The sequence below is a fragment of the Flavobacterium sp. LK-23 genome (assembly GCF_058135255.1).
In genome coordinates this window covers 17,303-30,394 of the sequence record NZ_JBYUVT010000006.1, presented here as the reverse complement: position 1 = coordinate 30,394, position 13,092 = coordinate 17,303, and the positions used below count along the sequence as shown (strand labels likewise).

The following is a 13,092-nucleotide window of genomic DNA, read 5'->3' as shown; positions in this document are numbered from 1 at the left end:
AAAATAATTAGTGTTTTGGAAACACTCTTTTATTGAAAACCAAAAGTATACCTACACCTGTAGAAATTGCCACATCGGCTACATTAAAAATCGCATTAAAGAAAGCAAAATGTTTTCCGCCAAATATTGGAAGCCAACTCGGAAGTTCTCCTTCCCAAATAGGAAAATAAAACATATCGACAACCAAACCATGAAACCATGTTCCGTATGGAACTGGAGAAAAAATAGTCGCTAAGTTATGTGTACTATCATCAAAAATAACTCCGTAGAAAACAGAATCAATAATATTTCCTGCTGCTCCAGCAAAGATTAATGCAATAGCTGCTATTAGATAATTTGAATGACGCTTTTTTACTGAATCAGAAAGCCACCATCCAATTCCAACTACTGCAAAGATTCTGAATACGGTCAAAATCAATTTTCCATACTCTCCAGGAATTTTTGTTCCCCAAGCCATTCCTTCATTTTCTATGAAATGAATTCTAAACCAATCAGCAATTACAAATTCTTCGCCTAAAACGAAATTTGTTTTGACATAAATTTTAGAAAGCTGATCAACAATTAAAACTAAGAATATAAGGAAATACGCTTTTCGTAATGACATTTTATTATTTTTTGATGGGCAAAAATAGCAATTTAATCAAAAAAAACGCTCCTAAAGGAGCGTTAATTCTTTTCTAACAAACTAAACAAGTTTATCTGCTAATCTAAACCTAGTAAAGTTTACTTCTTTACAGCAGCTTTTGCTGGCGTTTTTGGGCTGTCGGAGAAAAATTCTGAAATAGACTTGAATATTCCCTTGCTTTCTTTTCCGGCCGCCAATTTCTTAGCTTCTCCCTTTTTTACATCAGCTTTAAACTTAACGCGCAGTTTTTCAAATTCCTTCATTCTGCGCTCTACATCAGAGTTTACTTCCCTGAATTTCAATACTTTAGTCATAATGTAAGTTTTTTGTAGTAAATAATTTAAATTATTACTGATTTGGTACTACAATGATACATAATTTAATTTATATTTGTTAACAAAAATTAACACTTGTTTAGCATAACTTGAGTTAATTTTTGAAAACGAATACCAACACAAACTAAATTTAACATTCCTCCCAAAATCCTACAAAATCATGAATGAAATCACAACTACACTAAACGACTTTCTTGTTAGCACAAAATCTACTGCTGCATTAATTTTAAATGGAAAAGGAAAACTTATCACTTCCTTAAATCTTGATTACGGCGACAGTATTGCCGCAATGAGTGCAGCTATTTTATCTATGAGCGAAAAATTCTTAATCGATTTGGAAAAAGGCTCCTTAAAACAACTATACCTAAAAAGTGCCGAAGGCGTTATTGTTGGAAACAAAATAAGCGGCTCTAATTTTATCGTTGCTTTTTCTAAAGAAGGAAGCAACTTAGCATTATTAATGCGCTCTACTGAAGAAGTTTCTGCAGAATTAAGCAAAAATTCACTATTGAAATAACATAAAATTCTATTAACAAATAACCCAAATGAACTATGAGCAATGATTTTTTAAACGTGTTTTTGAACGAAATGAAAAGCAACGTAAACGGCTTTATCGCTGTAGCAGTAACAGAAATTGAATCTGGATTAAGCTTTGGAAATTTAACTGTCGATCCAAGTTTTGATCCTGAACTTGCAGCAGCCTATAACTTAGAAGTTGTAAAAGCTAAATTGAGCGCTGTAAAAGCACTAAACCTAAACCAGGACATCGAAGATATTTTGATTACTCTTTCTAATCAAATTCACATTATCGATATTTCTCCAAACAAAAAATTCATGATCTATCTTGCTGCTGATGCTTCAAAAGCGAATTTAGGTATGACAAGAGCTATTTTAAGAAAACATAAAGCTGATGTTGAAAAAAATCTAGCATAACTTTCTTAAACATATACAATGAAAAAAACCGTCCTTAAAGGCGGTTTTTTTTATTTAAAAAGCAGACGAAAAACCAAAAAGAATCCAAACAAAATAGTTCTTACAAAAACGAACACCTTCTCTTTGAAATTATTTTGAATAATTATAAATAATTTCTTTCAAAGAACAAACTAAGCAACAAACACACTCATAGCTAAATGTTAAACAAAAAAAAGCGCCCTTTAAAGGAGCGCTTTTTCTCTTACGTAGTTCTACGCAATCTTATCTTTGCAAGTTTTTAGCTTCGATACTCATTGTTGCATGAGGAACGATTTTAAGCCTTTCTTTGCTAATTAATTTACCTGTTACTTTGCAGATACCGTAAGTTTTGTTTTCTACACGGAATAAAGCATTTTTTAAATCACGAATGAATTTCTCTTGCCTGATAGCCAACTGAGAGTTTGCTTCTTTAGACATGGTCTCACTTCCTTCTTCAAAAGCTTTAAAAGTTGGAGAAGTATCGTCAGTACCGTTATTCAAATCGTTCATATAGGCACTTTTGATCAAATCAAGATCTTCTTGTGCTTTTTTAATTTTTGCTTGGATTATTTCTTTGAACTCTGCTAAATCTGCATCAGAGTATCTTGTAATTTCATCTATCATTTTCTAACTATTTTGAAATTAATATAATGGTTCTAATATCATCAAACTCAATTTCTGTGCCGTTTTCTAAAGCGTCCACAAAAACCAGTTCGTCTGTTAATGTTTCAGACTTAATATAGTCTTCGTTTTTTGAAACAGCATCTTCTAAAATACCGTTTCTTTTTATTTGTACTTTAATCTTATCCGTAACTTCAAATCCTGAATCTTTACGAATGTTTTGTATTCTATTTACTAACTCTCTAGCGATACCTTCATTTTTTAATTCTTCGGTAAGAGTAATATCAAGCGCAACTGTTATTCCGTTTGAATTAGCAACTAACCATCCTTCGATATCTTGTGATGTAATTTCCACATCTTCTAATGATAAAGTTACACTATTTCCTGCAATAACAATATCTAGCGTTCCTTGCTTGTCCAGCTGATTGATCTGATCTGCAGAAAAACCTTGTATCTCCTTAGAAATCAAGCCCATGTCTTTACCAAAACGTGGCCCAAGAGCTTTAAAATTAGGCTTAATCTGCTTAACCAAAACACCTGAAGCATCGTCTAAAAGTTCGATTTCTTTAACATTTACTTCGGCTTTTACAAGGTCAGAAATTGCTTCAATTTCAGCACGCTGATTCTCGTCAAGTACTGGAATCATTACCTTTTGCAGAGGTTGACGAACTTTAATCATCTCTTTTTTACGTAGTGATAAAACCAAAGAAGAGATCGTTTGCGCCTTCTGCATTTTGCTTTCCAACGTTTTATTAACAAAGTTTTCGACAAATTTTGGGAATTCAGCCAAGTGAACACTAGCAAAATCCTCGCTTCCCGTCGAAGTTGTTAAATCACGGTATAATTTATCCATAAAAAATGGAGCTACTGGAGCGCTTAGTTTACTGATTGTAAGCAAACAAGTATAAAGTGTTTGGTAGGCTGCAATTTTATCTTTAGCATATTCTCCTTTCCAGAAACGACGACGGCACAAACGAACGTACCAGTTACTTAAGTTTTCCTGAACGAAGTCAGAAATGGCTCTTGTCGCTTTTGTTGGCTCGTAATCTTCGTAGCATTCGTCTACAAATTTGATTAACGAATGTAATTCAGAAATAATCCATTGATCGATTTCTGGTCTTTCATTTAACGGAATTTCGGCTTCTTCATATTTAAATCCGTCGATGTTTGCATATAACGAGAAGAATGAATAGGTATTGTAAAGCGTTCCGAAGAATTTACGTTTAACCTCAGCAATTCCTTCAAGGTCAAACTTCAAGTTATCCCACGGATTTGCATTCATAATCATATACCAGCGTGTAGCATCAGGACCGTTTTCTGCAATGGTTTTAAATGGGTCTATAGTATTTCCTTTACTCTTAGACATTTTAATTCCATTCTTATCCAAAACCAAACCGTTTGAAACTACATTTTTGTAGGCTATTTTATCAAAAACCAAAGTTCCGATTGCATGCAAAGTATAAAACCATCCGCGAGTCTGATCTACTCCTTCTGCAATGAAATTTGCTGGAAAATCTTTGTTGCCATCAATTTTTTCTTTGTTTTCAAAAGGGTAATGCCATTGCGCATACGGCATTGCTCCAGAATCGAACCAAACGTCGATTAGATCACTTTCGCGCTTCATTGGTTTTCCAGAAGCTGAAACTAAAGTAAGTCCATCAACAACATTTTTGTGTAAATCGATTAAATCATAATTTGACTCAGACATGTTTCCGATTTCAAATCCTTTAAACGGATTTTCTTTTTGAAAACCTGCTTCGATCGATTTTTCGATTGCATTGTACAATTCTTCAACAGAACCGATAATAACTTCTTCTGTTTTATCTTCTGTTCTCCAAATTGGCAACGGAATTCCCCAATATCTAGAACGAGATAAGTTCCAATCGTTGGCATTTTTAAGCCAATTTCCAAAACGTCCTTCACCAGTAGATTTAGGTTTCCAATTGATAGTTTCGTTCAGGTCGAACATTCTATCTTTCACATCGGTTACTTTGATAAACCATGAATCTAGAGGATAGTATAATAACGGCTCGTCTGTTCTCCAGCTATGTGGATAACTGTGCACGTATTTTTCAACTTTAAAAGCTTTATTTTCTTTTCTTAATTTTAAAGCAATTCTTTCATCAACTGACAAATACCCCTTTAAATCTGATATAATATCTTTTAATTTTTCCTTTTGAGTTGTAAAATCTTTTTCTTTTTCTCCCTCATCAAGGTATTCGGATTTTACATATTCATTAGCAAAACCATAAATCTCATCTTTTACTTGTGGTAAAAATCTGCCTCTTAAATCTACAAGTGGCACAGGAGTTCCATTTTCATCTAAAACTAACATCGGAGGAACTTCAGGATTCGCTTCTTTTGCTACCTTAGCATCATCCGCACCAAAAGTAGGTGCTGTATGCACAATTCCTGTTCCATCTTCAGTCGTAACGAAATCTCCGGCGATTACTCTAAATGCATTTTCAGCACCCTGATACGGTGACGCATAAGAAAGTAACTGTTCATAACGAATTCCAACTAAATCTGCTCCTTTAAACAAAAGTTCTTTTTCAACTAAAAGCTCTTTAAAATCTCTAAATTCAATCACTTTAAGATTAAAATCTAAAAAATCTTCTGGCTTATCTGATTTAGCACCACAAACAAAAATCCCTGAAGAAAAACCTTGATCCTTACAAGTATTTACAAACTTTGTTAAAGTTTTAGAATCCGCATTAATCTTTTTAACCTCAACAGGAATTATTCCACCATCTGTTTCTACAAATCCATCAAACACATGCCCTTGATCATTACCAGTATGGTTTCCATTTAAAACCTCTTTCACAACCCATTTCTCAAATTGCTGATGTGTAAGATTTTTTAATACAAGATCTAAAGCTAATATTAAATTTGATTCTAGTTCAGTATATTGATTAGTAACACCATTCAATAAAACATAATCGATTTTTGGCCCAACTGTCAAAGCTGTATTTGATGGAAGCGTCCAAGGAGTAGTCGTCCAAGCTAAAATGTGGATATCTCCAAAACCTTGCAAGAATGAAGGTAATGTTTCTGGCAATGTTTTAAACTGCGCTACAATTGTAGTATCAGTAACATCACGGTAAGCTCCTGGCTGGTTTACCTCGTGAGAAGACAATCCTGTTCCTGCTTTTGGAGAATACGGCTGAATTGTGTAGCCTTTGTACAACAAACCTTTATCGTAGATTTGTTTCAAAAGCCACCAAACCGACTCCATATATTTTGGTTTATAAGTCACATACGGATCTTCCATATCAACCCAATACCCCATTTTTTCGGTCAAATCATTCCATACGTCTGTATAACGCATAACGGTTTTTTTACACGCTTCGTTATATTCTTCGATCGAAATGGTTTTACCAATATCTTCTTTTGTAATTCCTAATTCTTTTTCGGTACCCAATTCAACAGGCAAACCGTGAGTATCCCATCCAGCTTTTCTTTTTACTTGAAAACCTTTTTGAGTTTTATATCTGCAAAAAATATCTTTAATCGCACGTGCCATTACGTGGTGAATACCAGGTAATCCGTTTGCTGAAGGCGGACCTTCAAAAAATACGAAAGGCTCAGCACCTTCGCGAGTTGTTACACTCTTTTCAAATATATTTTCTTTCTTCCAAAAATCAAGAACTTCAGACGCTACAGTTGGCAAGTCAAGTCCTTTGTATTCAGTAAATTTTGTACTCATTTTATCCTTTTCTTAAACGAGGTGCGAAAGTAGTAAATTTAAGTCAGAAGTAGAATATCTAAAGCCAAAAGTTGGCACTTTTAAGACAATTTTTAAGAGTAGAAAAGAAATCATTATCAAAATAAGAAATTAAGGTCGCTTTTTTTCAAAAATTCTTAATTCAAATACACTTTTCTAAAAGATTAACAGCATTGCAATGTACTGTCATGAATTTTTGTTAAATTTTAACATAATGAAATCTATTATTAGGAATTGTAAGATTAATAATTGTAGTTTTATACCCAACTTTAAAAAATGTGTATGAGAACAAAATTACTTATCTTATGCTTACTTACAGTAAGTTTTGCAAAAAGCCAGAATCTTCTACAAAACGGTAGTTTTGAGCAATTTACAGCTGACACTCCTAATTCATGGACCGTAATTTACGGCGCTACATCAAAAGAAGAGACAATTAAAAATGTTGGAACTTCAAGTTTAAAAGGAACAACAGTATCAGCATCTGGTATGTCACCAGCAATACAATTAAAACAAGAATTTACCGTATCTGAGGCTACTGATTACACTTTACAGTTTGACTATTATATTCCAGGCCCAGACAGTCCTTTTAATATAGGAAATCTGACATATGAAATCACAAAGGTTTCTACAAGTGACAATGCTTTTCTTTCGGCTCAAATGCCTCCATTAGTAACAAAGGAGTTTGGAGTTTGGAAGACAATCACATATGATTTTAAAGTACTATTCTTTCCAGGTGGAACATCAACAACTTTAGCTACATATTTTACAGCTGGATCTATGTTTGATGGCACTCCAATTTATTTTGACAATGTGATAGTAGCAAAAAAAGGCACTTTAGGAACTGTTGATTTCGATAAAAAAACCAACCCGATAGCATCTATGTCTAAAGATGAAATAAAATTAAGCAGTGATTTTAAAAATTCTTCTTATGTAATTTACTCTATCGATGGTAAAGCAGTAAAAAGAGTCAACAATAACTCATCTGAAACTATTGCAATTTCTGGATTACCAAACGGAGTTTATTTATTAAAATTAAACGACTTAGGCACTTCAGTTAAATTCATCAAATAATAAGGTTAAGCAACCTCAAACAAAAAAAGGATCGAGTTAAACTCGATCCTTTTTTTGTTTTTATACAATTAAAAGAAAACATACTCTTAAGAAAAAACCTCTTTTAAAATATCCAAAGATTTCGGTCTTTTAAACCCTTCCAAATGCAGACTGTAATAATCAATTAGAATTTTCAGGAGAATCTGCCTTTCTAAAACATGAAAGACTTTTCGATCGTTATCGAATTTTAGTTCCAATAACTTTTTAAACAAGTTGGTCTCGTGTTCCGAAAGCACATTTCCTTTTTGAAAAAGCGTAAAGACACCTTCATTCATTTCAAAAAAAGGCAAATCAATTTCAGAAATATCAGGATAAAAACCGAGATATTTTGTGATTTCTAAAAGCAGAATTAAATGAAAATTAGAAATTTCATCATGATGATCCAGCCACGTCAGTGCAGCTTCTAAAAAAAGGAAAAGCTGTTCGTTTTTCTCTTCTTCTTGAATAGAATAATGAAGCATTTCGGACAAAAACATCACCATTGTACTTTTCACAATATCAGTATGAATAGTCTGAAACGGAACAGCGCTTTTTATTTCTTTAAAATTCTCTAAAGTTCCTTTATTCTTATGAACAGCTTCAATTTCTAAAATCGAAAAAGGCTGAAAATAAGCAATTTTCTGACTTGCCTTTCTGCTCGAAAAAGCGTCACGCACAAAATAAGATTTTAGTCCGCTAGAAAGTGTAAAGCATTTTACAATCAAGCTTTTCTCTTGGAATTTTAAAGACGAAATTACTATGGCTTTTGTTTTGACTAGCACAAATTTTTGTTTTTTTTTTGTTTCAAGTTTAAAGTTTCAAGTTTGAGACTGAAAACTGAGACCGATACTTATTACTTTAACGTATAATCATCACTTTCTTAACTTTAGTTTCTCCTCCATCTTCTGCCGAGATAAAAACCATGTAAACACCAGATGCTACTTTATACTTCCCAAAAGCAGTTGTGTCCCATTCGATTGTTCCGCCAGAAGAAGTCACTTCATAAACTAAATTTCCTTCTATATCTGTGATTTTCACATTAGCCTTATCAATTAATCCGGCCACTTTAACGGTTCCCGAATAAGTCGGACGTACAGGATTTGGATAAACATATACATTGCTTAAATCGTCATTTGCTCCAGTTGCAATTCCGCCAAACGAAACCAATCCTTTGTCGGTTGCAATAAAAACTTCTCCCGTTTTAGCATTTATCTTAACATCATTTATATAATTACTTGGCAAAGGCGAATTGTTTATTGTAAAATGGTATTTTGTTTCCTGACCATTGGGCGAAACCATAAATATTCCAGAATCTGCCGTTCCAATCCATTTATTATTTGCACCATCGACTGCTATCGAAGTTACAAACTGTTCATATAACAACTCTTGAGCCAAATCGTCTTCGGTTATAATAATCGAATTTGCTTTTAACTGACTATCTGTTTGAAAACTAGAAACATTAGAAAGAACTCTCAAACCCTTTGTTGTCCCTATCCAAAGCTGATTTTTTGTATCTAAAGCTATTGCTCTAACATCGGCAATTGGCAGATTTCCAGCATCGGTTCCAAAAGTCATTTTTTTGAACGTATTTGTAGCTTCATTAAATCCTACAACTCCATTTTTATAAGTTCCAATCCATTTTACATTGTTACGATCTACCACTATACTTGAATAGTTATCTTCTCCCACATCATCTGATATAGAAGTCATCGAATAACTACCCCATTGCCCATTTGTTTTTAAAACTTTCAATCCATTATTGATTCTGCTATTGGTCACCCAAAGATTTCCAGATTTATCAAAAGCCGTTGCATTGATTCGGACATCTACATAATCTGGCGATGCTGTTTTAAGTGACTCTAAACCACTATTTTTTTCATTATATAAATGAGTTGGAATATCGCTTTCAATTTTTAATAATCCCGAGAAAAAAGAACCAGCATAAACCTGTTTTTCATTATTAGGATTTATATAAATTCTCGTTATTGATTTGGCATCATAAACATCAGAATATGGAATGTTTAACCATCCCGAAGCATTAAATCGACTAATACCGTAGCTATCCAAAGGGTATGGATTATACACCGCATCATAATCTCCATAAACCGCCCACAAAACATTTGAACCGGCATCTATAGAAAAAATATCATTACGCACGGGACCGCTAGGCGTACTGTTTTCAAAAGCTGTTGCATTATTTAAAGCAGAAGCAAACAATCCTTTTTCTTTTGTTCCAATAAAAATCTGATTTCCAACTGCAGTTGCACAACTAAAATTCAAGGTATTATCTAAAACTTGAGAATTTGTAATTTGTCGACTCAACGTCATTTGATTATTATAAACATATACTGTGTTGGCAGTTGTGACAAATAAATTATGGTTTTTCGCCCGTGTATCAACAGACGCTTGAGGCAGCTGCAAAAAGCCTACAAATGTATTGGAATTAAATCTATGAATATACCCCGTACCATTTATTGCAATAAGTTCTGAGTCTAAAGCCTCAACACTCGACCAATCTCCACCATTTACTATTGACCATTGGCTATAATCTACAAGATTAGCATTTGTAATGTTCGCTTTTCTAATGCCGCTTGAAGTTGCTGCAAAAATAAATCCGTTAAACATTGTGGTTTGCTTTACGCTTATTTCTGCTCCATTATCTCCAATAAAATAAGTGTCGCCAAATTGAGATGTTTTAAGATTAAATTGAACAATTCCAAAATCGCAAGAAACATATATCAATCCATTATTTTCCATAAAATGATTGATTTTTTTAGTATTTGCTGGCAATTGCTTATTAATTATATCTACAACTTTTAGAATACTCCCATCGGCTTCATTAATCAAGATCATCAAACCATTTTCATAACCAATAATTGTTTTTTTTGATGCTTCGCTGTAATAAACTGCCGAAATCGTCTGACCCGAAAGTCCGTCAACGGTAGTAGTCGTTTTAAGGACATTTGTTGCTGTATTTTTTGAAAACAATGCGTTCTCGGAACCCGCAAAAACAGTTGTTGCAGATTCTGAAATGTCTTTTATTTCATTAAATGAAAAATATCCCTGCCAAGACAATTTGCTCTGCGCTCCGCAAAACTGAATTAGAAGTAAAAACAAACCGCAGAAAAATACTTTTTTCATCATATAATGTATTCGAATAGACAAATATAATACAAACGGGATTTTATTTAATTTTTAGTACAAATAAAATACCCCCGATATCTTATTAAGATAACGAGGGTAATTCTAATTATTGCAATTAAATCTTAAACTACACCTTGCGCAAGCATAGCATCGGCAACTTTTACAAATCCGGCAATATTAGCTCCTTTTACGTAGTTAACATATCCGTCTTCTTCTGCACCGTATTTTTTACATTGGTTATGAATTCCGATCATGATTTCTTTCAATCTCAAGTCTACTTCTTCACTAGTCCAGTTTAAACGAATTGAGTTCTGAGTCATTTCTAATCCTGAAGCAGCAACTCCACCAGCATTTGCAGCTTTTCCTGGCGCGAATAACACTTTACTATCTAAGAAAAGTTTAATAGCATCTAAAGTAGAAGGCATATTTGCTGCTTCCGTAACACATAAAACGCCATTATCTATTAATTTCTTAGCATCATCACCATTCAATTCATTTTGAGTAGCACATGGAATAGCGATATCTACTTTTACTTCCCAAGGGCTTTTTCCTTTGTGGAAAATAGCATTTGGATATTTCTCTAAATATCTTTCAGCTCTATTATCTCCAGTAGCTCTCATTTCAACCATATGTTCGATTTTTTCTCCAGAGACACCTTCTTCATCATAAATATAACCATCAGGTCCAGAAATAGTAACTACTTTTCCTCCTAGTTCATTTACTTTTAAAGCAACACCCCAAGCCACATTTCCGAATCCAGAAATAGCAACTCTTTTTCCTTTAATTTCATGACCAATTGTACGAAGCATTTGATCTGTAAAGTAAACTACTCCATATCCTGTAGCTTCTGGTCTAATTAATGAACCTCCGTAAGCTAAACCTTTTCCAGTTAAAACTCCTGTAAATTCATTTCTAATTCTTTTGTATTGACCAAATAAGTAACCGATTTCACGTGCACCAACACCAATATCTCCAGCTGGAACGTCAAGATCTGGACCAATATGACGGCATAATTCTGTCATGAAGGACTGGCAGAAACGCATAATTTCAGCATCAGATTTTCCTTCTGGGTCAAAATCAGAACCTCCTTTTCCACCTCCCATCGGAAGTGTTGTCAAACTGTTTTTAAATACTTGTTCAAATGCCAAGAACTTTAAAACTGATAAGTTTACCGAGTGATGAAATCTAATTCCTCCTTTGTAAGGTCCAATTGCAGAGTTCATTTGAATTCTGAAACCTCTATTCACAATAATTTCTCCTTTATCGTCTACCCACGGAACTCTGAATATTATTGATCTTTCCGGTTCAGCGATTCTTAAAAGAATATTCTTTCCATCATATTTTTTACGTTCTGATATAAACGGAATTACAGTTTCTGCGAATTCTCTAACTGCTTGAAGAAATTCTGGCTCGTTTGGATTTTTTGACTCAACAAGAGCCATAAATTCATTTATTTTTTGTTCCATCTTTAAAATAAATTTTCAGATAATTTAGATTTAATTTTTACTCTTATAAAAAATAAGAAACTACGTTTAAGAAAACGTTTTCGTTTTAACGGACAAAGATATATCAAATAATGATTCGATGTTACATTTTTCACTTTTTTGAAGCGATTTGTGTTTTTTTCAAACGATAGAAAAAAACGCATTTTACCTGTAGGTGTTTACACGCAAAACACCTTTTAAAAGTTAGTAAATTAAGTATTTTGCTAGTTATTTTTCAATACGTCAATTTAATATTTTGAATCGATTATGTTTTTTATATATTTGCCGAGATTTGTAAGCCCCTAAAAAATGCCTAAGCACCTATTTATCACATTATTTGCCTTATTGGGCATCTCAACTGCTGTATCAGCACAAGGATTAGCCCAAGAGATCGGAATCTACGCAGGACCAGTAACTTTACAGTCCGATTTTGGAGAAAGAAACAACTTTGATAATAATGTCGGAAACACAGGTTTTGGCATTGGAATCATGCACTTTATAAACTTTTCTGCCAATAACAATAGAGAAAATTTTTTCACAGAACATTTTAAAGTAAGATCTGATCTGTCTTATAGCAGAACCACTTTAAAACACCACGGCCAATGGGTTGAATACAAACCTAACGGAGTATTTGCAACACAATTAAGAAACATGCATGCAAGTTCTAGTATAGTAAGCTTGGGAGCACAGATGGAATTTTCTCCTTTTATGAAAATCCACGATTTCGAAAACACAGTTGGTAGCTTCAGTCCGTATGGAGCTGTAGGGTTTCAAGTGAGCTACTATTCAGCAAAAGTTGGGTCACATTTAGGAGACATTACACTTCCTGCTAATACCCCAGGAAAATACTTAACTCCATCTGACGGACGTGCACATGGTTTTTCTACAGAAACTGGTGTAGCTTTAGCGGCAACAGCAGCAGTAGGTGTACATTATAAACTAACTGAAATGAGTGATTTAATGTTTGAAACTCGTTTTCATATGTACAGCTCAGACTGGATTGACGGATTAAACCCAAACAAAGATATTTACAAAGAAAACAAATCTAACGATTGGCAGGTTTGGTTTAACTTTGGATACATCTACTATTTAGAATTCTAAAAAAAATTAAATCTCAAA

11 protein-coding genes are annotated in these 13,092 nt (G+C 33.6%); 4 read left to right on the top strand and 7 right to left on the bottom strand.

All coding sequences use genetic code 11. The annotated features are described in order from the left end of the window. Positions 1-7: 7 nt before the first annotated feature. A complete protein-coding gene (locus AC3Y25_RS11230; RefSeq protein ID WP_489902813.1) occupies positions 8-604 on the bottom strand; it encodes a lipoprotein signal peptidase in 597 nt (198 codons plus the stop codon). 119 nt (positions 605-723) lie between these two features. Beyond that, positions 724-939 carry a hypothetical protein gene (locus tag AC3Y25_RS11225; RefSeq protein ID WP_489902812.1) on the bottom strand — a complete coding sequence of 72 codons (216 nt, stop codon included), beginning with the start codon at positions 937-939 and terminating at the stop codon, positions 724-726. A gap of 181 nt (positions 940-1,120) precedes the next feature. On the opposite strand from AC3Y25_RS11225, the gene AC3Y25_RS11220 reads away from it, so the two are divergent. After that, on the top strand, positions 1,121-1,477 hold the full coding sequence (locus AC3Y25_RS11220) for a roadblock/LC7 domain-containing protein (RefSeq protein ID WP_091494460.1): 357 nt from the start codon (positions 1,121-1,123) through the stop codon (positions 1,475-1,477). Positions 1,478-1,512: 35 nt separating this feature from the next. Then, positions 1,513-1,893 (top strand): hypothetical protein, encoded by a 381-nt coding sequence (locus tag AC3Y25_RS11215; protein WP_250834915.1) that lies wholly within the window; start codon positions 1,513-1,515, stop codon positions 1,891-1,893. Positions 1,894-2,154: 261 nt separating this feature from the next. Here AC3Y25_RS11215 and AC3Y25_RS11210 read toward each other — a convergent pair whose 3' ends face one another. Both AC3Y25_RS11210 and ileS read right to left on the bottom strand, forming a co-directional pair. After that, positions 2,155-2,535: a TraR/DksA family transcriptional regulator gene (locus AC3Y25_RS11210; RefSeq protein WP_012022792.1), complete on the bottom strand. Its 381-nt coding sequence runs from the start codon at positions 2,533-2,535 to the stop codon at positions 2,155-2,157. A 7-nt stretch (positions 2,536-2,542) separates the two neighbouring features. Then, a complete protein-coding gene (gene ileS / locus AC3Y25_RS11205; protein ID WP_489902811.1) occupies positions 2,543-6,238 on the bottom strand; it encodes an isoleucine--tRNA ligase in 3,696 nt (1,231 codons plus the stop codon). Between the two features lie 300 nt (positions 6,239-6,538). Between ileS and AC3Y25_RS11200 the strand changes: the two genes are divergently transcribed. Continuing rightward, positions 6,539-7,327 carry a T9SS type A sorting domain-containing protein gene (locus tag AC3Y25_RS11200; RefSeq protein WP_489902810.1) on the top strand — a complete coding sequence of 263 codons (789 nt, stop codon included), beginning with the start codon at positions 6,539-6,541 and terminating at the stop codon, positions 7,325-7,327. Positions 7,328-7,413: 86 nt separating this feature from the next. On the opposite strand, the gene recO is transcribed toward AC3Y25_RS11200, so the two are convergent. The 3 genes from recO to gdhA form a co-directional block, all read right to left on the bottom strand. Then, entirely contained in the window at positions 7,414-8,127 is a 714-nt protein-coding gene (recO, locus tag AC3Y25_RS11195; protein ID WP_489902809.1) for a DNA repair protein RecO, read from the bottom strand. Positions 8,128-8,203: 76 nt separating this feature from the next. Then, positions 8,204-10,489, bottom strand: coding sequence for a type IX secretion system anionic LPS delivery protein PorZ (gene porZ / locus AC3Y25_RS11190; protein WP_489902808.1), 2,286 nt, complete (start codon positions 10,487-10,489; stop codon positions 8,204-8,206). 122 nt (positions 10,490-10,611) lie between these two features. Then, entirely contained in the window at positions 10,612-11,955 is a 1,344-nt protein-coding gene (gene gdhA, locus AC3Y25_RS11185) for an NADP-specific glutamate dehydrogenase (protein WP_489902807.1), read from the bottom strand. 327 nt (positions 11,956-12,282) lie between these two features. Between gdhA and AC3Y25_RS11180 the strand changes: the two genes are divergently transcribed. Beyond that, positions 12,283-13,074 (top strand): THC0290_0291 family protein, encoded by a 792-nt coding sequence (locus AC3Y25_RS11180; protein WP_489902806.1) that lies wholly within the window; start codon positions 12,283-12,285, stop codon positions 13,072-13,074. Positions 13,075-13,092 lie beyond the last annotated feature (18 nt).